The sequence below is a fragment of the Polaribacter sp. Asnod6-C07 genome (genome assembly GCF_045063625.1).
In the GTDB taxonomy this organism is placed as follows: Bacteria; Bacteroidota; Bacteroidia; order Flavobacteriales; family Flavobacteriaceae; genus Polaribacter; species Polaribacter vadi_A.
The window spans coordinates 2,171,478-2,198,166 of the sequence record NZ_JBEFOF010000005.1 but is presented as its reverse complement, the minus strand read 5'-3'; the positions used below and the strand labels follow the sequence as shown (position 1 = coordinate 2,198,166).

At 30.8% G+C, this 26,689-nt stretch carries 19 protein-coding genes; 15 read left to right on the top strand and 4 right to left on the bottom strand.

What is annotated here, in order from left to right; all coding sequences use genetic code 11:
• Positions 1–105: 105 nt before the first annotated feature.
• The 3 genes from nhaD to ACJJVK_RS09395 all read right to left on the bottom strand — a co-directional run bounded on the left by nhaD (position 106) and on the right by ACJJVK_RS09395 (position 4,001).
• Positions 106–1,509, bottom strand: a complete 1,404-nt coding sequence (nhaD, locus tag ACJJVK_RS09405; protein WP_405565479.1) for a sodium:proton antiporter NhaD — start codon at positions 1,507–1,509, stop codon at positions 106–108.
• A 13-nt stretch (positions 1,510–1,522) separates the two neighbouring features.
• The gene (locus tag ACJJVK_RS09400) at positions 1,523–2,755 is read right to left on the bottom strand and encodes a Glu/Leu/Phe/Val dehydrogenase dimerization domain-containing protein (RefSeq protein WP_405565476.1); all 1,233 of its coding nucleotides are present in this window, start codon (positions 2,753–2,755) and stop codon (positions 1,523–1,525) included.
• A gap of 193 nt (positions 2,756–2,948) precedes the next feature.
• The gene (locus tag ACJJVK_RS09395) at positions 2,949–4,001 is read right to left on the bottom strand and encodes an anhydro-N-acetylmuramic acid kinase (RefSeq protein ID WP_405565473.1); all 1,053 of its coding nucleotides are present in this window, start codon (positions 3,999–4,001) and stop codon (positions 2,949–2,951) included.
• Between the two features lie 89 nt (positions 4,002–4,090).
• Here ACJJVK_RS09395 and ACJJVK_RS09390 point away from each other — a divergent pair, with 89 nt between their 5' ends.
• Entirely contained in the window at positions 4,091–5,233 is a 1,143-nt protein-coding gene (locus tag ACJJVK_RS09390) for an acyl-CoA dehydrogenase (protein ID WP_215993415.1), read from the top strand.
• A gap of 232 nt (positions 5,234–5,465) precedes the next feature.
• On the opposite strand, the gene ACJJVK_RS09385 is transcribed toward ACJJVK_RS09390, so the two are convergent.
• Positions 5,466–6,248 (bottom strand): tRNA pseudouridine synthase A, encoded by a 783-nt coding sequence (locus ACJJVK_RS09385; protein WP_405565470.1) that lies wholly within the window; start codon positions 6,246–6,248, stop codon positions 5,466–5,468.
• 273 nt (positions 6,249–6,521) lie between these two features.
• Here ACJJVK_RS09385 and ACJJVK_RS09380 point away from each other — a divergent pair, with 273 nt between their 5' ends.
• The 14 genes from ACJJVK_RS09380 (at position 6,522) to glgB (ending at position 26,479) form a co-directional block, all read left to right on the top strand.
• Complete coding sequence (locus ACJJVK_RS09380; RefSeq protein ID WP_405565468.1) at positions 6,522–7,517, top strand: outer membrane beta-barrel protein; 996 nt, start codon at positions 6,522–6,524, stop codon at positions 7,515–7,517.
• A gap of 42 nt (positions 7,518–7,559) precedes the next feature.
• Positions 7,560–8,864, top strand: coding sequence for an ammonium transporter (locus ACJJVK_RS09375; protein ID WP_215993418.1), 1,305 nt, complete (start codon positions 7,560–7,562; stop codon positions 8,862–8,864).
• Between the two features lie 127 nt (positions 8,865–8,991).
• Positions 8,992–9,342, top strand: coding sequence for a P-II family nitrogen regulator (locus ACJJVK_RS09370; protein ID WP_215993419.1), 351 nt, complete (start codon positions 8,992–8,994; stop codon positions 9,340–9,342).
• A 6-nt stretch (positions 9,343–9,348) separates the two neighbouring features.
• On the top strand, positions 9,349–10,578 hold the full coding sequence (locus tag ACJJVK_RS09365) for an ammonium transporter (RefSeq protein WP_405565465.1): 1,230 nt from the start codon (positions 9,349–9,351) through the stop codon (positions 10,576–10,578).
• A gap of 217 nt (positions 10,579–10,795) precedes the next feature.
• The gene (gltB, locus tag ACJJVK_RS09360; RefSeq protein WP_405565462.1) at positions 10,796–15,307 is read left to right on the top strand and encodes a glutamate synthase large subunit; all 4,512 of its coding nucleotides are present in this window, start codon (positions 10,796–10,798) and stop codon (positions 15,305–15,307) included.
• A gap of 4 nt (positions 15,308–15,311) precedes the next feature.
• Entirely contained in the window at positions 15,312–16,775 is a 1,464-nt protein-coding gene (locus ACJJVK_RS09355) for a glutamate synthase subunit beta (RefSeq protein WP_215993422.1), read from the top strand.
• A 797-nt stretch (positions 16,776–17,572) separates the two neighbouring features.
• The gene (gene thrS, locus ACJJVK_RS09350; RefSeq protein ID WP_405565459.1) at positions 17,573–19,513 is read left to right on the top strand and encodes a threonine--tRNA ligase; all 1,941 of its coding nucleotides are present in this window, start codon (positions 17,573–17,575) and stop codon (positions 19,511–19,513) included.
• Positions 19,514–19,637: 124 nt separating this feature from the next.
• Complete coding sequence (infC, locus tag ACJJVK_RS09345; protein WP_405568345.1) at positions 19,638–20,156, top strand: translation initiation factor IF-3; 519 nt, start codon at positions 19,638–19,640, stop codon at positions 20,154–20,156.
• 123 nt (positions 20,157–20,279) lie between these two features.
• Positions 20,280–20,477, top strand: coding sequence for a 50S ribosomal protein L35 (gene rpmI / locus ACJJVK_RS09340; RefSeq protein WP_068355454.1), 198 nt, complete (start codon positions 20,280–20,282; stop codon positions 20,475–20,477).
• Positions 20,478–20,572: 95 nt separating this feature from the next.
• A complete protein-coding gene (gene rplT / locus ACJJVK_RS09335; protein WP_068355457.1) occupies positions 20,573–20,917 on the top strand; it encodes a 50S ribosomal protein L20 in 345 nt (114 codons plus the stop codon).
• A gap of 81 nt (positions 20,918–20,998) precedes the next feature.
• Positions 20,999–21,592 (top strand): hypothetical protein, encoded by a 594-nt coding sequence (locus tag ACJJVK_RS09330; RefSeq protein ID WP_405565455.1) that lies wholly within the window; start codon positions 20,999–21,001, stop codon positions 21,590–21,592.
• A 285-nt stretch (positions 21,593–21,877) separates the two neighbouring features.
• Entirely contained in the window at positions 21,878–23,281 is a 1,404-nt protein-coding gene (locus ACJJVK_RS09325; protein WP_405565452.1) for a glycogen synthase, read from the top strand.
• Positions 23,282–23,284: 3 nt separating this feature from the next.
• Entirely contained in the window at positions 23,285–24,547 is a 1,263-nt protein-coding gene (locus ACJJVK_RS09320; RefSeq protein ID WP_405565449.1) for a glucose-1-phosphate adenylyltransferase, read from the top strand.
• Between the two features lie 24 nt (positions 24,548–24,571).
• The gene (gene glgB, locus ACJJVK_RS09315; RefSeq protein ID WP_405565446.1) at positions 24,572–26,479 is read left to right on the top strand and encodes a 1,4-alpha-glucan branching protein GlgB; all 1,908 of its coding nucleotides are present in this window, start codon (positions 24,572–24,574) and stop codon (positions 26,477–26,479) included.
• The last annotated feature ends 210 nt before the right edge of the window (positions 26,480–26,689 follow it).

Below are 26,689 nucleotides of genomic sequence, written 5' to 3'. Positions count from 1 at the left end.
TTTTTTAAAATTGTTTCAAGGTAACAATTCAGTTTTAATTATAGCAAAAAAAATGCCATTTTGTAAATTAACAAAATGGCATTTTGAATTTTATTAAAATTATGTTTAAATAAATGCTCTTAGTAAAACAAATGATAAAGATCCTACTAAAAATCCTATTAAAGCTAACCAAGATATTTTTTTCAAATACCAAAAGAAATCTATTTTTTCCATACCCATTGCAACAACTCCAGCAGCAGAACCTATAATCAACATAGAACCTCCTGTACCTGCAGAAAATGCAATAAAGTGCCATAAAGGATTATCTAAACCTTCAGAAAACATTCCTAAACTTGCGGCTACTAATGGTACATTATCGATTACTGCAGAACCAATACCTAATAATATTACCACTAAATCAGAAACTACTGTACCTTCTAACTCAGAACCCATTAAAGGAATACCTTGTTTTAAACTATCAGCAAAATTAAATAGAATACCTAAAGATTCTAAAGCTGCAACTGCCATTAAAATACCTAAGAAAAATAAGATACTAGGCATTTCTATTTTAGATAAAGATGCATGTACAGGACTGTGATGTGCTTCTGCTTCGTGTTCTTGAGCTTGCTCTCCTTCTACTTTTGACAACGCAAATTTAGAATTACTATAAATTTCAGCAAAGGTTGCTACAATACCTAAAGACAACATCATACCAACATAAGGTGGTAAATGTGTAACTGTTTTAAAAACTGGCACAAATAAAATTGCTCCTAACCCTAAATATAACATAGTTGCACTGTGCTGACTTTTAGGCTTCTCTACTTCGTTTTCATCAAAATCAATTTCTCCTTTAAAAGCAGGTAAAAAAGTTGCAATAAAAGTAGGCACAACCATACATAATAATGATGGTAAAAATAAATAGGTAAATAACATACCTGTACTTACTTTATCCCCAATCCAAAGCATTGTTGTTGTTACGTCTCCAATAGGTGAAAAAGCACCACCTGCATTTGCAGCAATAATAATTAAACCAGCAAACCAAATTCTATCATCTCTAGTTTTTACAATTTTCTGTAAAATAGAAATCAAAACAATTGTAGCTGTTAAATTATCTATAATTGCTGATAAAATAAAAGCTAGAATTGCAAACATCCATAAAAGCTTTTTCTTACCTTTAAAATTCACGTAACTTTTAATAGTAGAAAAACCATCAAAATAATCGATAATTTCTACAATTGTCATTGCACCTAAAAGGAAAACTAGAATTTCTGCTGTTTTACCTAAATGATGTAATAACGTTTCTTCTACCAAATGTAATTTATCATCATGCCCCATTGTTGCAAAACCGTCTACTAAACCATGATTTGCAGAATCGAACCAATTTGTAAAGTTGTCTACACCAAGTGCAACTAGAGCCCAACAAACTGCCATCATAACCAAGGCAGGTATTAACTTATCTAGTTTTAAATTATGCTCTAAAGTAATGGCTAAATACCCCATTACAAATACAATAATAATTACTGATTCCATTTTTATTTATTATTTAAATTAATTGTTTTAACGCTATTTCGAATGCAGTTGAACAGATTTTTGTTTTAGACGCACTCTTTTTAAATGTTTTTTGTAATGCTTTTTTTATGATGTTAGATGTGTCATTAAATATAGCCTTATCTTGCATTGGTAAATCAACTTTTGCCTCCATTAAATAAGCAAAAACTCTTGCTATACCACAATTGGAAATAAAATCTGGCAACAAACTTAAATGATTATCTGTATACTCCATAATTGGGCCAAAGAAAATTTCTTTATCTGCAAAAGGAACATTAGCTCCTGGAGATATTACTTCTAAACCAGTATCTATCATTTGTTGTACTTGATCTTGAGAAACCAATCTAGAAGCTGCTGCTGGAACAAATATTTCTGCAGGTAAGCCCCAAATTTTCTCATTTATTTCATCAAAAGAAATCATATTTTTTGATGTCAATTTATTTCCATCTTTAGACAAAAATAAATCAGTCATTTCTTGTTGTGAAAATCCTTTTTCGTTTATTAAACCACCATCTCTATCAATAATACCAACAACTTTTGCTCCTAATTTTGTTAAATAATAAGCTGCAGCTGCACCTACATTTCCAAAACCTTGTACTATGGCTCTTTTGTCTTTAACTTCTCCTCCGTAAATATTGTAATAATGTTTTACAGCTTCTGCAACTCCATACCCCGTTAACATGTCTGCAATTGTATATTTTCTAGACAAATCTGGTGAAAACGTTTCATCTTCAATCACCTTGATTACGCCCATACGTAATTGGCCAATTCTATTTATCTTATCTGCTTCAGAGGGTTTAAAATGCCCATTAAAAATACCTTCTTGAGGATGCCAAACACCACAACTTTCGGTAATCGGAATTACATCTTTATCAGCATCTACATTCAAATCGCCTCCTGTACCATAATAATGTTTTAAAAGCGGAGTAACTGCTTTATACCAACGTTCTAAAACACCTCTTTTTCTAATATCATTTGGATCGAAATTTATACCTGATTTTGCACCTCCAATTGCTGGGCCAGATACTGTAAACTTAACTTCCATAGTTTTTGCCAAAGACAAAACCTCATTCATATTTAAGCCTTTACGCATTCTTGTTCCACCACCTGCTGCACCTCCCCTTAAAGAGTTTATAACTGTCCAACCTTCTGCTTCAGTTTCTTGATCTTTCCAATGAAAAACAATTTCTGGTTGTTTATTTTCGTATATTTTTAATAATTCTTTCATTTTAAAATTTTAATGACTACTCAACTTCGATTTGCTATTTTCTTTTCCCTTTTTTAATTAAAAACTATATGGAAAAAGTTAAAGTTGATTCATTTTTAAAATTGATTTTAAATTATTATAAAATATTGTGATATCCCTACAAACTTACAGTAAAAAAATGATTGTTCAAATTAATTTTATAACGAACTAACCGTTAAAAAATAACGCCAGAAGAGTGGTCTTTTTGTGCACCAGTTACACTTGCTAAGCAATTTACCTGATTATCAATCTTTAACAAACCTAACAATGCAAATATCAATGCCTCTTTAAAATGGATTAATTTAAAATCTGGTAAACCAATTTTAACATTTGAGTAACAAGCAACCTGCTCCATTAAAAAAGTATTAAAAACTCCACCTCCTGTAAACAAAAGTGATGTATTATCTTTTATAACTACACTAATTTGTATGGCAACATGCTCTACAACAGTTCTTAAAACATCTGGCACATTCGCCTCTAACTGATCTATCATTGAAAAAACATTCTGCTGCACCCACTCTAATCCTAAAGATTTTGGTGGATTTTTCTGATAAAATTCTAAAGCGTTTAACTTGGCTAGTAGTTGATGATTAATTTTACCTGATTTTGCAATTTCTCCTGATGCATCATACTCAAATCCCAATTTATTGGCATAAAAATTTAAAACAATATTTACAGGACAAATATCATATGCAATTCTTTGACCATCCTTTTTAAAGGAAATATTTGAAAACCCACCTAAATTGATACAATAATCATAATTTGAAAACAATAATTCATCTCCAATAGGCACCAAAGGCGCTCCTTGCCCACCCAATTTTACATCTTGAGTTCTAAAATCACAAACAACTTTTTGCTTGGTAATTTCGGCAATTTCTTTTCCATTCCCTATCTGAAGTGTAATTCCTTTTTCTGGTTGATGTAAAACTGTATGTCCATGAGAAGCTACAAAATCAATATTTATCAGTTTAAATTTTTGAATAAAACCATTTATTATACCTCCTAAAAGTTTACCATAATTATTATCTAATTCTTGTATTTCTTTATCAGATAAATCTATTGCAAACTGTAATCTTTGCTTCCATTCTTTAGGGTAACTTACTGTTTCTGAGTTTAGAATTACAAAATTTTTATAATCATTTTTATCAAACTTAACATATACTAAATCTACACCATCTAAAGATGTTCCAGACATTACACCAATAACAAAAACTTCATTTTTAATCATATATGTAAAAATAATAAAAGTATATTCAAAATATATTACGAAATCGATATATTTGTAGTCTTAAATTACGAATATAATAAAAATACAATATGGATTTTAGCTTAACAGAAGAACACATAATGATACGTGACGCAGCAAGAGACTTTGCTAAAACTGAATTATTACCTGGTGTTATAGAAAGAGACAACAAACAAGAATTCCCAGATGAATTAGTAAAAAAAATGGGAGCACTTGGTTTTATGGGTGTTATGGTTGATCCAAAATATGGTGGTAGTGGAATGGATGCCATTTCTTACGTATTAATTATGGAAGAATTATCTAAAATAGACGCTTCTGCTTCTGTAATGGTTTCTGTAAATAATTCTTTAGTTTGTTATGGTTTAGAAGCATATGGAACTGAAGAACAGAAGAAAAAATACCTAACAAAATTAGCATCTGGAGAGCAAATAGGTGCCTTTTGTTTATCTGAACCAGAAGCAGGATCTGATGCAACCTCTCAAGCAACAACTGCTATTGATAAAGGCGACCATTACTTAATAAACGGAACAAAAAACTGGATTACAAATGGAGGACGCTCTGACGTATATTTAGTAATTGCACAAACAGATAGAGAAAAAGGACATAGAGGAATTAACGCTTTTATCGTTGAAAAAAACACAGAAGGTTTTCATATTGGCCCAAAAGAAGATAAATTAGGAATTCGTGGTTCAGACACGCATACGTTACAATTTAACGACCTTAAAGTACCCAAAGAAAATAGAATTGGCGAAGATGGCTTTGGTTTTAAGTTTGCAATGAAAACACTTTCTGGAGGTAGAATTGGTATTGCTGCACAGGCTTTGGGTATTGCTTCTGGCGCTTATGAATTGGCTTTAAAATACTCAAAAGAACGTAAGGCATTTGGTACAGAAATCTGCAATCATCAAGCCATTGCTTTTAAATTAGCAGACATGTACACCGAAATTGAAGCTGCAAGAATGTTGGTTATGAAAGCTGCTTGGGACAAAGATCAAGGAAATAATTACGACATGTCTTCTGCAATGGCAAAATTATACGCATCTAAAGTTGCTATGGAACAAACAGTAGAAGCCGTACAAATTCATGGAGGAAATGGTTTTGTAAAAGAATATCATGTAGAACGTTTAATGCGAGATGCAAAAATTACTCAGATTTACGAAGGTACTTCAGAAATTCAAAAAATTGTTATTTCTAGAGGAGTTATCAAGGGTTAAAAGCACTTATATATAATGTATAAAAATCCATCTTTTTTATGGTGGATTTTTATTTTGGCATGTTTTTGTGAAAAACAAAAATCGCGCTATCCATTATATCTTTTTTTCATACTTCAAAAAAGGATGCCATTTCTATCGCTCATGCAAATACTTGTAAACAAAATCAAAACCCCTTAAATCAACTTTTTTTTAAGATCAATAGAATTCAATTATAATAAATAGGTAATCATATTTACAATTGCAAATCTATAGTATACAGTTGCAAACCAGAAGCAGGCGCAATATTTCTTAAAGACTTTCTATCATTATCCTCTTTTAAAGAAGCTTCAATAAATTCTAAGCTTAAATCACCTTTACCTAACTCAAACAAAGTAGCTATCATTAATCTTATTTGATATCTTAAAAACCCCTTTCCCTTTACTTTTAATATATAAGACTTTTCAGGAAAAAAGTTAGCTAATAAAACATCATTCTCTACAATTTCACAAGAATGTATTACCCTCTTAAAAACTGTATTCTCTGATGGCTTAGTACAATATTTATGAAAATAATGCTCGCCTTCAAACAGTTTAGCCCCTTTTTTCATTAAATCAATATTTAAATCAGTATTAACATTTACAATAAAAGGAGCAGCAAAAGGATGGTTTTCTTCTCCAAAAGAAAAATAGTAATGATACTCTTTTATCTTATCAGCATTAATAATATTAAACTTTCTATCTACGTTTTGCATAGAAATAGCCCTAAAATCCGCAGGAAAATTAGAATTTAAAGACTTCAAAAACAATTCTGGTTCCAAAATCGAATTTGTAAAAAGCTGAAAATAATAACCATTAGCAGAAACTTTTGCATCTGTTCTACCAACACCAATTGTTTTATAATCACCTTCTAAAAGTATAAAAGACAAGGTTTTATCAATAATTTCATGCAATGTTTTTGCATTTTTCTGTTTTTGCCAACCAGAAAACCGAAAACCAAGGAATTGTAAGTAAATTAAGTAAGAAACTGAATATTTCATAAGTGCAAATGTACAATAATTGCATTTTTTTTTACAAAAAGTGCATTTTTATGAATATCTCAAAATTATAGGCAACTTTTTTATGAACCTAACATTTTTTACCTTAAATAAACGTTAAAATAAAGTTATCTCAAATTAACCCCTATTTTTTTAAGGGGTAAACCCTCAAAAAGTATGTTTTGAAAATTCACCCCCCTTGTTAGATTAAATTAAATATTTACATTTGGAGCGTTCAAATAATAAAAATCAATAAAAACTAAAAAGAACATCATTATGAAAAAAATTATTTTTACTTTGTTATTAGCAAGCGGATTGTTAGTAAATGCACAAGAAGAAGAAAAAAAATTAACGATTAGCGGTTCTGTTGATGCGTATTACCAAACGTATTTAAGTTCTCCTGATAATTCGGGTCCTTCTTTTGGAACTGCATTTGCAGGTAAATCTGGATTTGCTTTAGGTATGGCAAATGTTATTGCTAGTTATGAAGGAGAAAAAGCTGGAGCTGTTTTAGATTTAGTTACTGGACCTAAAGGTGCTGGAGCAACATTTAATTCTGATATTGTTGACGGTATTGTAAACCAAGCTTATGTTTACTGGAATGTTTCTGAAAACACTACGTTAACTTTTGGTAGATGGAATACATTTTTAGGTTATGAAGTTATTGCACCTGCAGCAAACTTTAACTACAGTACATCTTACTTATTTTCAAGCGGACCATTTTCTCATATGGGTTTAAAAGCAGATTTTACTTTATCTGAAGATTTTAGCTTAATGTTAGCAATTACGAATCCTTGGGATACAAATGACACTTCTATGACTGGAGAATATGCATTTGGTACTCAATTAGGATATAAAGGACAGTTCCTTAACTTATACTATGATAGTGGAAACAATGATGGTTTAGGATTCGAAATTGATTATACTGGTGGTTTTGATGTATCAGAAAGTTTTTTCTTAGGAATAAACGCTGCATATAATGACAACGACGGTTCTGGTTTCTATGGTGTAGCTTTATACCCACAATTAGCAACTTCAGAAAGCTTTTCTTTAGGATTAAGAAGTGAAATTTACGCTTTACATGGTGATGCAAATAATGACGAGAGTGTTTTAGGTTTAACTTTAACAGGTAGTTATACAGTAGACAACTTAATCATTAAACCTGAATTTAGATTAGATGGATGGGATAACACTGACCCTTATTTTGACAATGATGGTATGGCTACAAATAGCTTATCTGCTTTCACTATTGCTGCTATCTACTCTTTCTAAGAAGAAATTCAACTATTAATTACTAACTAATAAATATATAATATGAGTTTATTTTTAACATTATTTCAAGATACTCCATCTGAAGCTGCTCAAGTTTTAGAACAAGTTAATGGAGATATGGGAATGCTTTGGATGCTAATTGCAGGTATCTTAGTTTTCTTAATGCAAGCAGGATTTACATTAGTAGAATCTGGTATGACAAGATCTAAAAATGCAGTAAACATAGCAATGAAAAACTTGCTAGACATCTGTGTTGGTTCTATAACTTTCTGGTTAGTAGGTTATTCTTTAATGTATGGAGACACTTCTAACGGATGGTTCTTTTGGAGTGGTTTATTCCAAGGAGAAGGAGCTGATTTATTCTTCCAAACAATGTTTGCTGCAACAACTGCAACAATCGTATCTGGAGCAATAGCTGGTAGAACAAAATATACAACTTATATTATATTTTCTTTAATCATGACTGCAATCATCTATCCAATTTCTGGTGGATGGGAATGGAATGGTGGATGGTTAAACGATACAGATGGTATTATGCCAGCTGAGTTTATCGATTTTGCTGGTTCATCAATTGTACACTCTGTAGGTGGTTGGGCTGCTTTAGTAGCTGCATTTATGGTAGGCCCTAGAATAGGTAAATACGTAGATGGTAAAGTTTTACCAATTCCTGGTCATAACCAAATATTAGCAACTTTAGGTGTTTTTATCCTTTGGTTTGGTTGGTTTGGTTTTAATGGTGGATCTCAATTAGCTTGGGGTGGTGCTGATGCAACTGGTGCTTCTAACGTAGTATTAATTACAAACTTAGCTGCTGCAGCTGGTGGTTTAGGTGCATTAGTTACAACTTGGATCTGGTATGGTAAACCTAACTTAGGACAAACATTAAATGGTTGTTTAGCAGGTTTAGTAAGTATTACTGCTGGTTGTGGTAACATGACTGCTGGTGGTGCTGTATTAGCAGGTTTAATTGGTGGTATAATTGTTGTATTCTCAATTGAATTTATTGAAAAGAAATTAAAAATTGACGATGCAATTGGTGCTGCTTCTGTACATGGTGTAGCTGGTGCATGGGGTACTTTAGTAATTGGTCTTTGGGGTGTAGATGGTGATACTGCAATTGGTTTATTCAATGGTGGTGGTGCAGCTCAATTAGGTGCTCAAGCAATTGGAGTTTTAGCTTATGCTGTTTGGGCAGTAGCTTTATCTTTTATTATCTTAGGAATCTTAAAAGCAACAATGGGATTACGTGTAACTAAAGAAGTTGAAATCGAAGGATTAGATATTTCAGAACACGGATCAATCGCTTATCCTGGAAAAAGAGTAAGAGAATTTGATACTGATAAATAGAGTATTGCTCTAATAATTAAGATTATAATTTATAAATCACGCAACTTTAAAAGTTGCGTGATTTTTTTGTTATAATATTTTTTTACTATTTTTCACAAAATTATAAAATTAATCAATCATAATTAGCATGAAGAAAATCGAAGCAATTATTAGAAAATCAAAATTTAGTGCCGTAAAAGAAGCACTTCATGAAGTTGACGTAAACTTTTTCTCTTATTGGGATGTAACTGGTTTGGGCAACGAAAAGGAAGGACATGTATACAGAGGTGTAAGTTATAGCACTAGTGACATACAACGTAGATATTTATCTATAGTTGTTAATGATGATTTTGAAGAAGTAACCATAAAAGCACTACTTAATTCTGCTGCAACAGGAGAAGTTGGTGATGGCAAAATTTTCGTATCAGACATTACAGAAGCTTACAGAATAAGAACAGGAGAAAAAGGAGGCGAAACTTTAAAAAAAATATCAAAATAATAAAAAATGGAAGGAATTTTTACAGCAAATAATGTATGGATGATGATCTGTACAGCATTAGTTTTCTTTATGCACACAGGTTTCGCATTTTTAGAAATCGGATTAACTAGACAAAAAAACACAATTAACATACTATTTAAAAATATATTTATAATAACTGTAGGTTTACTGCTATATTACATTGGTGGCTTTAACCTTATGTATCCTGGTTTTGAAGAAGGTTCTGTTGGTTTTATTGATTTTGCAGGTTTTGGTATTTCTGCACCAGAAAACGGAATGACAACAGAATACGCAGATGGTGGGTACACATGGTGGACAGATTTCTTATTTCAAGGAATGTTTGCTGCAACTGCTGCAACTATAGTTTCTGGTGCAGTAGCTGAACGTATGAAAATTGGTCCGTTTATGATTTTTACAATTATCTATGTTGGTTTAGTTTACCCAATTACTGGTTCTTGGAAATGGGGTGGTGGTTTTTTAGACCAAATGGGGTTCTATGATTTTGCAGGTTCTACACTAGTACATTCTGTTGGTGGTTGGGCTGCATTAGTTGCTGTTTGGTTACTTGGGCCGAGAATAGGCAAATTCAAAAACGGAAAACCACAAGCAATACCTGGACACAATATACCTCTTGCAACAGCTGGTGTTTTAATTCTTTGGTTAGGTTGGTTTGGTTTTAATGGTGGTTCAGTACTATCAGCAGATCCAGAATTAACATCTTTAACACTAGTAACAACTTGCTTATCTGCTGCAGCTGGTGGAGTTGTAGCTGCATTAGTATCTTTCTTAAAATACAAAAACCTTGATTTAACAATGTTTCTAAATGGTATTTTAGGTGGTTTAGTTGGTATTACTGCTGGTGCTGATGTAATGACGCCAGAGAGCGCAATAATTATTGGCGCTATTGCAGGTACCTTAATTGTTTTTGCTGTAGCTTTTGTTGACGCTATAAAACTAGATGATCCTGTAGGTGCTATTGCAGTACATTTAATTTGTGGTATTTGGGGGACATTGGCTGTAGGAATTTTCTCTACAAACCCAGAACACACCTTCTTAATACAATTAAAAGGGGTAGCTTGTTATGCAGCTTTTTGCCTAGTATCTTCTTTTTTAATTATCTATACTCTTAAAAAAATAGTAGGAATTAGAGTAAGTGAAAAAGAAGAATTAGAAGGCTTAGATGTCCATGAACATGGAATGGATGCTTATCCAGACTTTAGACTAAACGAACATTAAAAGTTTACATTTAAAACAAAATCTGCCTTTAAACTTAACATTTTAAAGGCAGATTTCTTGTTTTTATGAATTTGACAAATATAAAACATTAAAATTATCATAAATATGTTTTTTATACCTTATTTTTAATTTCATCATAAAAATTACATCAAAGATCTCTTAAAACTGAATTATATTCAACAAAATACATAGCTTTGTAAATATAATTGAATATAATATGGAGAAACAAGGACTGTATTTACCAGAGTTTGAACATGAAAATTGTGGAGCTGGTTTTATATGTAATTTGAATGGAGAAAAGACAAATCAAATTATACACGATGCTTTAGAAATCCTAGTAAAACTAGAACATAGAGGTGGTGTTAGTGCAGATGGAAAAACTGGTGATGGAGCTGGTTTATTAATAGATATACCTCACGATTATTTTACTCGTGTTTGTAATTTCTCTCTGCCAGATCAAAGAGAATATGCTGTTGGTATGGTATTTCTCCCAAAAGTTTCAAATCAATATAAATTTTGTAAAACTACTTTCGAATCCGAAGTAAAAAAACAAGGCCTTTCTGTTTTAGGATGGAGAGAAGTACCTGTAGATTCTACTCAACTGGGTGAAATTGCTTTAAACTCTGAACCAAATATAGAACAACTTTTTGTTGGTAAAACAGAAGACATTGATGAAGCCACTTTTAAAGCAAAATTATATGCTGCTCGTAAAATAGCTGAACACGAAATTAGAAATTCAAAAATTTCTGAAGCTGATTATTTTTACATTCCTAGTTTATCTATAACTACAATTATCTATAAGGGTATTATAATGCCAGAAGATATTGGCCCATATTATAAAGACCTTCAAGAAATAGATTTAGTTACTCGTTTAGCATTAGTACACCAACGTTTCTCAACGAATACAATGCCAACTTGGGAGCTTGCTCAACCATTTAGACATATGTGTCAAAATGGAGAAATAAATACTTTACGTGGTAATGTAAGTAGAATGCGTGTACGTGAAGAAATCATGAAAAGTGATGTTTTTGGAGATCAAATAGACAAACTTTTTCCAATAATATTACCAGGGAAATCTGATTCAGCTTCTATGGATATGGTTGTTGAATTATTAACACATACAGGTCGTTCATTACCAGAAATTATGATGATGATGATACCTGAAGCTTGGGAAAAACATAAAACAATGCCAGATGCTCGTAAAGCTTTTTACGAATATAATGGTTGTATTATGGAACCTTGGGATGGACCTGCTTCTGTACCATTTACTGATGGAGATTATATTGGAGCATTATTAGACAGAAATGGTTTAAGACCATCTAGATATACGCTTACCAAAAGCGGTAAATTAATTATGTCTTCTGAGGTTGGTGTAGTAGATATTGATCCTTCAGATATAAAAAAACATGGTAGATTAGAGCCAGGAAGAATGTTTTTGGTAGACATGAATGAAGGTAGAATTATTGATGATGAAGAAATCAAAAATAAGGTGGTTTCTGAGAGACCTTATCAAGAATGGTTAGATAATACTCGTTTACATTTAAAAGACGTTCCTTATACTAGCGAAACTTGCCCAATTGAAACGATAGATATAAAAACACGTCAACGTTTATTTAATTATACTTTCGAAGACATTCAAGAAGTAATTACACCTATGGCACAAGGTGGTAAAGAAGCTTTAGGCTCTATGGGTATAGATACACCTTTAGCAGTTTTATCAGATAGGCCACAATTAATCTCTAATTATTTTAAGCAATTATTTGCACAAGTTACAAACCCACCTTTAGATGGTATTAGAGAAAATATTGTAACTGATATTAGTTTAAACTTAGGAAAAGACAGAAATATTTTCAGCATAACAGACAGACAATGTCGTAAATTAAGAATACAGAATCCTGTAATTTCTAATGCTGATTTAGAAAAAATTAGAAATATAGATATTGAAAGTTTCAAAGCAGAAACTATTCATATGTTATATCCGAAATCAAAAGGTTTAAACGGTTTAGAAGATGCTTTAGATAATATTATCATTCAAATAGAAAAAGCATTAGAAAGAAAATCTAACATTATAATTCTTTCAGATAGAGGTGTAAATCAAGAAAATGCACCAATACCAGCTTTATTGGCTTGTTCTTACGTAAATCATCAATTAAATAGACTACGTAAACGTTCTCACTTTGATATTATTATTGAATCTGCAGAACCACGTGAACCACATCATTTTGCAACTTTATTTGGTTATGGAGCAAGTGCTATTAACCCATATATGGTAAACGAAATTATCAGAATGCAAGTTAAAGAAGGCTTCATTACTGATATGGATGAGCAAAAAGCAGTAGACAACTTTAACAAAGCTATTGGTAAAGGTGTTTTAAAAGTGATGAACAAAATTGGAATCTCTACTTTAAAATCTTACAGAGGTTCTCAAATTTTCGAAATTGTAGGTTTTAATTCTCAATTTGTAGAAAAATATTTCCCATATACAGCATCAAGAATAGAAGGTATTGGTTTATATGAAGTTGAAAAAGAAATAGATCAACGTTATAAACAAGCATATCCAGATAATCAAATCGATAAAAATTTAAGTTTAAATATTGGTGGTGATTATAGATGGAGAAGAAATGGTGAACGTCATTTATTTAACCCAACAACTGTTTCTAAATTACAGCAGGCTGTTCGTTTAAGTGATCAAAAAAGTTACGATGTTTATGCAAAAACAATAAATGAACAAGCAGAAAGTTTAATGACAATTCGTGGTTTATTCGAATTTGATAACTTAGACCCAATTCCTTTAGATGAAGTAGAACCTTGGACAGATATTGTAAAGCGTTTTAAAACAGGTGCAATGTCTTATGGATCTATCTCAAGAGAAGCACATGAAAATTTAGCCATTGCAATGAACAGAATTGGTGGTAAATCAAATTCTGGTGAAGGTGGTGAAGACAGAAGACGTTTTCAAAAAGATATAAATGGTGATAGTAGAAACTCTGCCATTAAACAAGTAGCATCTGGTAGATTTGGGGTAACTTCTCATTATTTATCAAACGCAAAAGAGATTCAAATTAAAATGGCACAAGGTGCTAAACCTGGTGAAGGTGGACAATTACCTGGTTATAAAGTTTTACCTTGGATTGCAAATGCGAGAAATTCGACACCATTCGTAGGTTTAATTTCTCCTCCTCCACATCACGATATTTATTCAATTGAAGATTTAGCACAACTAATTTTCGATTTAAAAAATGCAAATCGTGAAGCTAGAATTAATGTGAAGTTAGTTTCAGAAGTTGGTGTAGGTACAATTGCAGCAGGTGTTGCTAAAGCAAAAGCAGATGTTGTTTTAATTTCTGGTTACGATGGTGGTACAGGAGCTTCTCCTCTTACCTCTTTAAAACATGCAGGTTTACCTTGGGAACTTGGTTTGTCTGAAGCACAACAGACTTTAGTACTTAATAATCTAAGAAGTAGAATTGTTGTTGAGTGTGATGGTCAATTAAAAACAGGACGTGATGTAGCTATTGCTGCTTTATTAGGTGCAGAAGAATTTGGTTTTGCAACAGCTCCTTTAGTCGCTTCAGGTTGTATTATGATGCGTAAATGTCATTTAAATACTTGTCCTGTTGGTATAGCAACTCAAGATAAGGATTTAAGAAAAAACTTTAAAGGTACACCTGAACACGTAATAAACTTTTTCTATTACGTTGCAGAAGAATTAAGAAAAATTATGGCTCAACTTGGTTTCAGAACTTTAGCTGAAATGGTTGGACAAACTCATAAAATTAATGCAAATAAGGCAATTAAGCACTATAAAGCAAAAGGATTAGATTTATCAAGTATATTACACAGACCTTCTGTTTATAGAAGTTTAACTGTTAAAAATACTGAAAAACAAGATCATAATTTAGAAAACGTATTAGATTTTACAATATTAAAAGATTCTCATAGAGCTTTATATCGTAAAGAAAAAATGAACCTAGCTTATCCTATTAATAATATAAATCGTACAGTAGGAGCTATAGTTAGTAACGAAATTTCTAAAATATATGGTCACTTAGGTTTACCTGAAGATACTTTAAATATCAATTTTACAGGTTCAGCAGGTCAAAGTTTTGGGGCATTTGGTGCTTACGGGTTAACTTTTACTTTAGAAGGTAATACAAACGATTATTTAGGTAAAGGTTTATCTGGTGCAAAATTAATCGTTAAAAAACCAAAAGAAGCAGATTTTATTGCTGATGAAAATATAATTATTGGTAACGTTTGTTTATTTGGTGCTGTTAATGGTCAAGCATATATCAACGGAATTGCGGGTGAACGTTTTGCTGTACGTAATTCAGGAGCAACAGCAGTTGTAGAAGGTGTAGGTGATCATTGCTGTGAATATATGACTGGTGGTAAAGTAATTGTTTTAGGTAAAACTGGTAGAAACTTTGCTGCAGGTATGAGTGGTGGAATTGCGTATGTTTATGATCCAGAAAACAAATTTGTAAACGGATTATGTAATACTGAAACAATAGAATTTGAAGAAATTTCGAATGAAGATGCTACTGATTTAAAAGCAACAATAGAAAAACACGTTTTATTTACTGATAGCGATAAAGGAGCAAATTTATTAGCAGATTGGGATACTAGTTTAACAAATTTTGTAAAAGTTATGCCAACAGAATACAAACGTGCTTTAGAACGTTTAAGAACAGAAGAACCAATGGTAGAAGAATTAACAATAGCATAATGTCATGGGAAAAGTAACAGGATTTAAAGAATTTGAAAGACAGGATGAAAAATATACTTCTGTAAAAGATCGTATAAAAGATTATAAAGAATTTACAGTTCCGCTTTCTGATAAAGAAATAACAAAACAAGGTTCACGTTGTATGGACTGTGGAATTCCTTTTTGTCATAGTGGATGTCCACTTGGTAACTTAATTCCAGATTTTAATCATATGGTACATCAAGGTGAATGGCAAAAAGCATCTTGGTTATTACATTCAACAAATAATTTTCCAGAATTTACAGGTCGATTATGCCCTGCTCCATGTGAAAAATCATGTGTTTTAGGTATTATTGAAGACCCAGTATCTATTGAAAATATTGAAAAAAACATTGTAGAACGTGCTTTTAAAGAAGGATGGATAAAACCACAACCCCCAAAATCTAGAACAGGAAAAACTATTGCTGTTGTAGGTTCAGGACCTGCTGGTTTAGCAACTGCACAACAATTAAACAGAGCTGGTCATATAGTTACTGTTTTTGAAAGAGATGATGCTATTGGTGGTTTGTTACGATATGGAATTCCTAATTTTAAAATGGAAAAAGGAATTATTGACAGAAGAGTTGCAATTTTAGAAGCAGAAGGAATAATCTTTAAAACCAACGTAAATGTTGGTGTTAATTATGATGTAAAAGATTTAAAAGCTTTTGATGCCATTGTTTTATGTGGTGGAGCAACAGAAAGACGTAGTTTACCTACTCCAGGTATTGATGCTGATGGTGTTGTACAAGCTATGGATTTCTTAACACAACAAACTAAAGTAGTTTTTGGTGCTGAAATCAAAGACCAAGTTAAGGCTACTGATAAAGATGTAATTGTTATTGGTGGTGGAGATACTGGTTCAGATTGTATAGGTACATCTAATAGACATGGAGCAAAATCAGTAGTAAATTTCGAGATCATGCCTAAACCTCCAGGCCATCGTTCTCCTTCAACTCCATGGCCATTTTGGCCTCTACAATTAAAGACTTCTTCTTCTCATCAAGAGGGTGTAGAACGTAATTGGTTAATCAATACAAAAGAATTTGTAAAAGATGATAATGGAAAATTAACTGCTCTTAAAACTGTTAATGTAGAATGGAAAATGATACCAGGTCAAAGGCCTCAATTAATGGAAATTTCAGGCACAGAAAAAACTTGGCCTTGTGATCTAGCTTTATTAGCACTTGGATTCACAGGGCCAGAAAGTACATTATCTGACAAATTAGGAATAGATAAAGATGCTCGATCTAATTATAAAGCAGAGTATGGAAAATATCAAACTAACGTTCCTTACATTTTTACTGCAGGTGATATGCGTCGTGGACAATCATTAATCGTTTGGGCAATTTCAGAAGGTAGAGAAGCAGCAAGACAAGTAGATTTATATTTAATGGGAAAATCTGAATTACCCTCAAAAGATGTTACAGGTGACTTGGTTGCAATGTAATGTCGATTTAAACTAATATTTAAAACTCATCAAAAGTTATTTGATGAGTTTTTTTATACTTAATATATATAAAATAAATAAAATTCTCATTTAGGCTATTAGTTTACTAATTTTTAAACGAAAATACACTAGAATATTTCATAAAAAAAGCAAATTTCGACAAATTTCTATAACTTATATAAATAAAAANAATATCTCTCCCAACACTAATAAATTAAAACTTTTTTTAATCTTTATTTTTTAAACGAAAAAATTAAAACAGTTAAACTTCATCTAACAAAAACAATCTCTCAATGAACTCTGATAAACTAATAAACTAACATAAAAATGTATTTCGTTTTTCGCTTAGCGGGTGCAAATATACAACCCATTTCTAATCCCACAAGGAATTATTTTAAAAATATTTAATTTATTTTTTGCAATTTATATAAGTACATTAAAACAAGATGTTTAACTCAAAAATAATTTTAAAAATTTAATCTTTTTTTTTTAAGATAGTCTTTTCCTTTAACACAAGCATAGCTCAAACGACTAACCTTGTGTTAAGGATTGTAGGAGTTGTCTGAGCTCTTTTTTTGTTATCTAAGGAAATTTTAGTTCGTTTTATGTAAATTAATCTATAATAAGATAACTCAATACTCCAAAAAGAAACAAAAAAAAGCGAGTGCGGAAAGCCTGACCCGACTAAAAGAAGGGGAACACCATAAAAAAATTAAAAATCACAAGTAAGTACATATATATATTGTAGGAAAAATAGTTTTCTAATATCTTTGCAGCCTTAAAATAAGACACATTAAATGATAAAGATTACTTTACCTGACGGAAGTATTAAAGAGTTCACTGCAAACAGCACTCCTATTGATGTTGCTAAAAGCATAAGTGAAGGATTGGCAAGAAACGTAATTTCTGCAAGTTTTAACGGAGAAACAGTTGAAACAACCACACCTTTAACCACAGATGGAACTCTAGTTTTATTTACATTTAACGATGCTGAGGGTAAAAAAGCTTTTTGGCATTCTTCTGCTCACGTTTTGGCAGAGGCTATATTAAGTTTTCATCCGAATGCAAAATTAACTATTGGACCTGCTATTGATAATGGTTTTTATTATGATTTGGATTTAGGTGATGAAATCATTTCTGAAAAAGACTTTGCTGCAATTGAAAAGAAGTTTCTTGAAATTGCTCGTGGTAAACACGAATTTAAAATGCGTGAAGTATCTAAAGCTGATGCTTTAGATAAATATAAAAAAGAAAACAATCAATATAAAGTTGAGTTAATAGAAAACTTAACTGATGGAGATATTACTTTTTGTGACCATAGCACTTTTACTGATTTATGTAGAGGAGGCCACATACCTAATACTGGTATTATAAAGGCTATTAAAATAATGAATGTTGCTGGAGCTTACTGGAGAGGTGATGAAAAGAATAATCAGTTAACAAGAATTTATGGAATAAGTTTTCCGAAACAAAAAATGTTGACTGAATATTTAGCTTTATTAGAAGAAGCTAAAAAACGTGACCATAGAAAGCTTGGTAAGGAATTAGAATTGTTTACTTTTTCTCAGAAAGTTGGTGCTGGCTTACCTTTATGGTTACCAAAAGGAGCTGCTTTAAGACAACGTTTAGAAGATTTCTTAAAGAAAGCTTTAAAAAAGGGTGGATACGAAATGGTAGCAACCCCACATATTGGTCAGAAAGAACTATATGTAACTTCTGGACATTACGAAAAATATGGAGAAGACAGCTTTCAACCTATTAAAACTCCTAAAATGGATGAGGAGTTTTTATTGAAACCTATGAACTGTCCACATCATTGTGAAATATACAACTTTAAACCTTTTTCTTATAAAGACTTACCTAAACGTTATGCTGAATTTGGAACAGTGTACAGGTATGAACAATCAGGTGAATTACATGGTATGACTCGTGTACGTTCTTTTACACAAGATGATGCTCATATATTTTGCACACCAGATCAATTAAAAGAAGAGTTTAAAGCTACTATTGATTTAGTACTGTATGTATTTAATTCTTTAGGTTTTGATGATTTTAAGGCTCAGATTTCTTTAAGAGATCCTGAAAAACCTGAAAAATATATTGGTAAGGATGAAAATTGGGTAAAAGCAGAAGCTGCGATTATTGAAGCTTCTGAAGAAAAAGGTCTATCTACAGTTATTGAAACTGGTGAAGCTGCATTTTATGGTCCTAAGTTAGACTTTATGGTTAAGGATGCTTTAGGCAGAAGTTGGCAATTAGGAACAATTCAAGTAGACTATAATTTACCAGAACGTTTTGATTTGACATATACAGGTGCAGATAACCAACAACACAGACCAGTAATGATTCATAGAGCTCCATTTGGTTCTATGGAGCGTTTTATAGCTGTTTTATTGGAGCATACAGGGGGTAATTTCCCACTTTGGCTTACTCCTGATCAAGTTATCTTATTGCCAATCAGTGATAAATATCAAAAATATACAGAAAAAGTTTTAGAATCGTTAGAAAATTCCGAAATTCGCGCCCTCGTAGACAGTCGAAGTGAAAAAACTGGACGTAAAATACGTGATGCAGAAGTGAGCAAAATACCATTTATGTTGATTGTAGGTGAAAAGGAAGAACAAGATGGCACAGTTTCTGTTAGAAAACATGGTGAAGGAGATATAGGTACTTTTACAATTGAAGAATTTATTACCTTAATAAAAGAAGAAGAAGACAAAACATTAAAGAAATTTTAATATATTAGGGTTTCATCAAAAAAGTACATACTGAGTAACATCAGTAAAAAAAATAAATAAGTTAAATTTAAATTTATAAGTCATAGCAATACGTAGAAGCAGGTCGAGAAGACCACTAAGAGTAATCAAAGAAGATCAACATAGAATTAATGAAAAAATAAGATATGTTGAGGAAGTTCGTCTGGTAGGCGACAATGTTGAAGTTGGTGTATATCCTTTAGCTAAAGCTAGAGAATTAGCTAAAGAACAGGAATTGGATTTGGTAGAGATTTCACCAAAAGCAAAACCACCTGTTTGTAAAATTATTGATTACAAGAAGTTCTTGTATGAGCAGAAGAAACGTGAAAAAGCTTTAAAGTCTAAAGCAACAAAAGTGACTATTAAAGAAATACGTTTCGGTCCTCAAACAGATGAACACGATTATGAATTTAAAAAGAAGCACGCCATTAAGTTTTTACAAGATGGAGCTAAATTAAAAGCATTCGTATTCTTTAAAGGACGTTCTATTATCTTTAAGGAACAAGGGCAAATTTTATTATTAAAATTAGCGCAAGAATTAGAAGATTATGGTAAGGTGGAGCAGTTACCAAAATTAGAAGGTAAACGTATGATTATGTTTATTGCTCCCAAAAAAGTAAAATAAAATAGAGTTCTTAAAGTATAAAAGTTCTTAAAGTATCAAAGTTTTGTGCATACTTAACATTGATGCTTTATAAACCTTCAACTTTAAAACTAAAAATATTAAGCAAGTTAAAACGAAGGAGAAATGCCTAAAATGAAAACAAAGTCTAGCGCCAAAAAACGATTTAAAGTTACTGGTACTGGAAAATTAAAAAGAAAGCACGCGTTTAAAAGTCACATCTTAACAAAGAAGTCTAAAAAACGTAAATTAAAGCTAACTCATGATACTTTAGTACATAAAGCAGATGAGCCTAGCATTAAACAAATGTTAAACTTAAAATAATAAGTTTAACCAGGGAATTTTATTATTAACCATGGAGTTAGGCAAAAAACAAAGTATTCTTAATTGAATCGCCTACTACAAAACACATTGAAATTATGCCAAGATCAGTAAATTCAGTAGCCTCAAGAAATAGAAGAAAAAAAATCTTGAAGGCAGCAAAAGGTTACTTTGGACGTAGAAAAAACGTTTATACAGTAGCAAAAAATGCGGTTGAAAAAGGTATGCTTTATGCATATAGAGACCGTAAAAACAACAAGAGAAACTTTCGTTCATTATGGATTACGCGTATTAACGCAGCAGCTCGTTTAAACGGAATGTCTTACTCTCAGTTTATGGGAAAAGTAAAAGCTAACAATATCGAATTAAATCGTAAGGTTTTAGCAGATTTAGCAGTTAACAACCCAGAAGCTTTTAAGGCAGTTGTAGATAAAATTAAATAAATAATAATACTTGCTTATATTAAAAACCCAAACATTTTGTTTGGGTTTTTTTCATAAATTTACACTTTTAATAACAACATTATGAGATTTAAAACACTGTTCTTTTCTGTACTTTTTATAAGTACTGCTATATTCTCTCAACAATCTGAACAACAAACTAAGCCAGAAGACACTTCTTTAAAAGGTCAGTTTGATAAAATTTATAGAATTTCTACCACTTACCAGGTATACAAAGTTATAGATAAAGAAAAATTTTTAAAGCTTAAAAGCAATGTTTTAGATTCTTTACAAGATGCTAAAAACTTAATCTTAGAAAAAGAAAACTTACTAAAAACCGAAAGAGAAAACATAAAAAAGACAAAAGAAACTCTCGCTAAAACAAAAACAGATTTAGAAGTATCTAATTTAAAAGAAAACTCTATTTCATTATTTGGTATACAACTTAGCAAAGTAACATATAACCTTGTACTATGGAGTATTATCGTTATTTCACTATTAGCGTTATTTTACTTTATTTTTAAATTTTCTAGAAGTAATGTTTTAACAAAACAAGCTCAAAATAATTTAATTGATGTTGAACAAGAATTTGAAAATCATAGAAAAAAATCTATAGAAAGAGAACAAAAATTACGAAGAGAGTTACAAGACGAAATTAATAAGCACAGAAATAGCTAATTCTAGTTAGAGATTATAACTTTAACAAAACAAAAATACAGTATAAATTATAGTGAAAACTATAAAATTATTAGCTTGAAACATTCATGTAATTTCTTAAAATAAATACAACTATTTAATAAAACATCATAATAGTCAAATAATGATATGTATCATATTATAAACCAATTTTCATTAATATGATAATAAATTTAACTCATAATTAAATTTATATAAATAATTTAAAACTTTACCATTAATAAATATAATTTTTGTAATTTTAAATCAGAAATTAAAAATTATATTTTGAATATATTACATGTAAGTGCAGAATGTTATCCTATTGCAAAAGTTGGTGGTTTAGCAGATGTTGTAGGAGCTTTACCTAAATACCAAAGAGAACTTAATGTAAATAGTAATGTTGTAATGCCTTTTTACAACAACAAGTTTACCCAAAACAATAGCTTTGATATAGTTCATGATAGTAAAATAGTTTTGGGTTACGATACCTTAAATTTTAAAATACTAAAACTTACTAATAACGATTTAGATTTTGATTTATATTGTGTAGATATACCTGAATTAATATATAAAGAGTATGTTTATTCTTCAGATGATACAGAGCGTTTTTTAGCTTTTCAAATTGCTGTTTTAGATTGGATTTTATCTTGGGAAAAAAACCCAGATATTATTCACGTTCATGATCATCACACAGGTTTAATCCCTTTTATGATTAAACAATCATACAAGTATAAACCTTTACAATTTATACCTACTATTTTAACTATTCACAATGCACAATATCAAGGATGGTTTTCTCATAGAAAAGTGTATTTAATACCTGAATTTAATTTTCAAAACGTTGGTTTATTAGACTGGAATAGTATAATAAATCCCTTAGCAGCAGCAATTAAATGCGCTTGGGCTGTAACTACAGTTTCTCCTTCTTACATGAACGAGTTAAAACAAAACGCAAACGGATTAGAAACACTCCTAAATCATGAAAGTGATAAATGTTTAGGGGTTTTAAATGGTATTGATTGGAATGTTTGGAATACAGAAACTGATAGTTATCTCATAAAAAACTACACAAAATCTACAGTAATTTCTGGTAAAAAGACAAATAAAGAATGGCTTTGTAACGAGTTTAATTTAGATATAAACAAACCTCTTTTTGCTTTTATAGGAAGATTAGTTGGCGAAAAAGGTAGTGATTTATTCCCAGAAATATTTAAAAAATCTTTGGCAGAAAATGATATTTCTATACTCTTATTAGGTTCAGGTAATAAAGAAACAGAAAAACAACTTAAAGCTTTATTAAACACAGATAATTATAACGCCTATATTGGTTACGATGAAAAACTCTCTCATATTATTTATGCAGGTGCAGATTTTATACTTATGCCATCTAGAGTAGAACCTTGTGGTTTAAATCAAATGTATTCTTTAAGATATGGTACAATGCCAATTGTAAATGCAATTGGAGGTTTAAAAGACACAATAATAGATTTAGAAGAAACCAATGGCTTTGGTATTACCCATAATGGTGTTTCTGTAAATAATGTTACTAATGCAATACGTAGAGCAAATACCTTTTATCAAAATAAAAAAGAATTTGTAAAAAATTCAAAAAAAATAATGTCAATCGATCATTCTTGGAATAATTCTGCACAAGAATATATAAACTTATATAAATCTTTAAAAAAGTAAACTATGATTAACAACAGTGTATTATCAATAATTTTAGGTGGTGGTCAAGGTTCTAGACTATATCCGTTAACAGCAGACAGGTCCAAACCTGCTGTACCTATTGCTGGTAAATACAGATTAGTAGATATACCAATTTCTAATTGTATTAATTCTAACATTAAAAGAATGTATGTATTAACACAATTTAATTCTGCTTCTTTAAATAAACACATAAAAAATACATATCACTTTAGTTTTTTTAGTCAAGCTTTTGTTGATGTTTTAGCTGCAGAACAAACCATGCAAAGTGATAAATGGTTTCAAGGTACTGCAGATGCTGTAAGGCAAAGTATGCACCACTTTTTAGAAAATGATTTTGAATACGCTTTAATACTTTCTGGAGACCAATTATATAACATGGATCTGCAAGATATGGTTAAAAAACACAAAGAAAGTGGAGCAGAAATTACAATTGCAACTTATCCTGTTACAGCAAAAGAAGCAACTGGTTTTGGACTTTTAAAAACAGATAACGAAAATACAATTACATCATTTATAGAAAAACCAGACGAATCATTATTACCAGATTGGACTTCTGATGTAAGTGATGAAATGAAAAGTGAAGGTAGAAATTACCTAGCCTCTATGGGTATTTATATATTTAATAGAGACCTTTTAGTTGAATTAATGAAAAACCCAGATACTATAGATTTTGGAAAAGAAATAATTCCGAATGCTATACATAATCATAAAACAACAAGTTATCAATACGAAGGATATTGGACAGACATTGGTACAATAGAATCTTTCTTTGAAGCAAATTTAGGATTAACAGATGAAATTCCTAAATTTAATTTATACGATGACAATAGAATTTATACAAGAGCCAGAATTTTACCTACATCTAAAATTTCTGGAACATTATTAAATAAATCTGTAATTTCTGATGGATGTATTATACATGCAGATAAAATTGAAAGAAGCGTAATTGGAGTAAGATCAAGAATTGGTAAAGGTTCTGTTGTTACCAATACTTATATGATGGGTAATGACTCTTATGAAACTTTAGAAGACATAGAAAATAATAAAATAGAAAACCTTTTAGGTATTGGAGATAGATGTACAATTAATAATTGTATCGTAGATAAAAACTGTAGAATTGGAGATGATGTTACTATAAATGGTGGCGCTCATTTAAAAGATGATGAAACCGATAATTATTTAATTAAAGACGGTATTGTTGTTGTAAAAAAAGGTGCTACAATACCAAAAGGAACATCTATTTAATAATACCTACTTATAAAAAAATACATGCCAAAAGTTAAAGTACACAGTTTATTTACAGAGTTTGATATAAATTTATTTAAAGCAGGTAATCATTATCGTTTATACGAAAAATTTGGATCGCACATAACCACACTTGATAATGAAAACGGAACTTATTTCGCTGTTTGGGCACCAAGTGCTAAATCAGTTTCTGTAATAGGAGATTTTAATTTTTGGCAAGAGTCAGATCATCAATTAAATGTTAGATGGGATGGAAGTGGAATTTGGGAAGGCTTTATACCAAGTATTGGTAAAGGAACTAAATACAAATACAAAATACAAAGTTCACATAATAATGTAACCACAGAAAAGGCAGATCCGTTTGCAAGAAGATGTGAGCATCCTCCAAGAACAGCATCAGAAGTTTGGTCAGATGATTACAAATGGCAAGACAAAAAATGGATGAAAAACAGAAAGAAAAACAATGCACTAGATGCACCTTTTTCTGTTTATGAAGTTCATTTAGGCTCTTGGAAAAAACAAATAGAAGAAAATAGATTTTTAAGTTATAGAGAACTTGCAGAAGAATTAGTAAACTATGTTGCAGACATGAATTTTACTCACGTAGAATTTATGCCAATTATGGAGTATCCTTATGACCCAAGTTGGGGATATCAATTAACAGGATACTTTGCACCTACAGCACGTTTTGGTTATCCAGATGATTTTAAATATTTAGTAGATAAATTTCACGAAAAAGGAATTGGAGTTCTTTTAGACTGGGTTCCTTCTCACTTTCCTTCAGACGATCATGGTCTAGGTTATTTTGATGGCTCTCATTTATACGAACACCCAGATAGAAGAAAAGGATATCACCAAGACTGGAAAAGTCTAATTTTTAATTATGGGAGAAACGAAATAAAAGCATTTTTAATTAGTAATGCCATATTTTGGTTAGATCAATTTCATGCAGATGGCTTAAGAGTAGATGCTGTAGCTTCTATGTTATTTTTAGATTATTCTAGAGAAGAAGGTCAATGGGAAGCTAATAAATATGGAGGAAGAGAATACTTAGAAGCCATAGATTTTATCAAGGAAATGAATACAGAAGTTTATGCATCTTTTCCTGATGTACAAACTATTGCAGAAGAATCCACGTCATTCTCTAAAGTCTCTAGACCAATTTATGATGGTGGTTTAGGTTTTGGTATGAAATGGATGATGGGTTGGATGCATGATACTTTAGATTATTTTAAAAAAGAACCAATTTACAGACAACACCATCAAAACGAGTTAACCTTTAGTTTAAACTATGCATTTACGGAAAACTTTATGTTACCTCTTTCTCATGATGAAGTAGTATATGGTAAAAAATCTTTAGTTAGTAAAATGCCTGGTGATGAATGGCAACGTTTTGGAAATTTAAGAGTGCTGTATTCATTTATGTATACTCATCCAGGTACAAAATTATTATTTCAAGGTGGTGAATTTGGGCAAACGAGCGAATGGAATTTTCAAGGAAGTTTAGACTGGCATTTATTAGAGTATGATGTTCATAAAGGTGCACAACAACTTGTAAAAGATCTAAATACTTTTTACAGAAAAGAACCAGCTTTACATCAAAAACAATTTTCTTATTTAGGTTTTGAATGGATAGATCTTGGCGATCATAAGAATTCAGTTTTATCTTATATTAGAAAAGGCGAAGATGAAAAAGATAATATAATTATCGTTTTAAACCTTACACCAGTTCCTAGAGAGAATTATAGAATTGGTTTACCTAAATCAGGTAACTTAAAAACAGTTTTTAATAGTGATCAAAAGAAATATTTTGGTACTGGTAATTATAAAAACACAAAATTACAATCAAATACTTTAGAATGGAATAATCGTGAGAATTCTATAGAATTGAACCTACCTCCTCTCAGTATGTTAGCTTTTAAATACAAATAGAAAAAAAACCACTCTTTTTTCATCAAAAATCACAGTGAAAAAAGAGTGTTTTTTATATACTTCTTAAAAAAACTAACCAATATTATCACAATATAAATTATACAGCAAAAAACTTAAAAGATATTGTATTCGGTTTATTTTTAAATAAATAAGCAATATTTTTGTTTTTAACATACCTTATATATTAAGGTAAACTTATCTTATAAAGAT

Coding starts and splice junctions, on each gene's coding strand:
- nhaD (WP_405565479.1), bottom strand. CDS start 1,509: ATGGAATCAGTAATTATTATTGTATTTGTAATGGGGTATTTAGCCATT.
- ACJJVK_RS09400 (WP_405565476.1), bottom strand. CDS start 2,755: ATGAAAGAATTATTAAAAATATACGAAAATAAACAACCAGAAATTGTT.
- ACJJVK_RS09395 (WP_405565473.1), bottom strand. CDS start 4,001: ATGATTAAAAATGAAGTTTTTGTTATTGGTGTAATGTCTGGAACATCT.
- ACJJVK_RS09390 (WP_215993415.1), top strand. CDS start 4,091: ATGGATTTTAGCTTAACAGAAGAACACATAATGATACGTGACGCAGCA.
- ACJJVK_RS09385 (WP_405565470.1), bottom strand. CDS start 6,248: ATGAAATATTCAGTTTCTTACTTAATTTACTTACAATTCCTTGGTTTT.
- ACJJVK_RS09380 (WP_405565468.1), top strand. CDS start 6,522: ATGAAAAAAATTATTTTTACTTTGTTATTAGCAAGCGGATTGTTAGTA.
- ACJJVK_RS09375 (WP_215993418.1), top strand. CDS start 7,560: ATGAGTTTATTTTTAACATTATTTCAAGATACTCCATCTGAAGCTGCT.
- ACJJVK_RS09370 (WP_215993419.1), top strand. CDS start 8,992: ATGAAGAAAATCGAAGCAATTATTAGAAAATCAAAATTTAGTGCCGTA.
- ACJJVK_RS09365 (WP_405565465.1), top strand. CDS start 9,349: ATGGAAGGAATTTTTACAGCAAATAATGTATGGATGATGATCTGTACA.
- gltB (WP_405565462.1), top strand. CDS start 10,796: ATGGAGAAACAAGGACTGTATTTACCAGAGTTTGAACATGAAAATTGT.
- ACJJVK_RS09355 (WP_215993422.1), top strand. CDS start 15,312: ATGGGAAAAGTAACAGGATTTAAAGAATTTGAAAGACAGGATGAAAAA.
- thrS (WP_405565459.1), top strand. CDS start 17,573: ATGATAAAGATTACTTTACCTGACGGAAGTATTAAAGAGTTCACTGCA.
- rpmI (WP_068355454.1), top strand. CDS start 20,280: ATGCCTAAAATGAAAACAAAGTCTAGCGCCAAAAAACGATTTAAAGTT.
- rplT (WP_068355457.1), top strand. CDS start 20,573: ATGCCAAGATCAGTAAATTCAGTAGCCTCAAGAAATAGAAGAAAAAAA.
- ACJJVK_RS09330 (WP_405565455.1), top strand. CDS start 20,999: ATGAGATTTAAAACACTGTTCTTTTCTGTACTTTTTATAAGTACTGCT.
- ACJJVK_RS09320 (WP_405565449.1), top strand. CDS start 23,285: ATGATTAACAACAGTGTATTATCAATAATTTTAGGTGGTGGTCAAGGT.
- glgB (WP_405565446.1), top strand. CDS start 24,572: ATGCCAAAAGTTAAAGTACACAGTTTATTTACAGAGTTTGATATAAAT.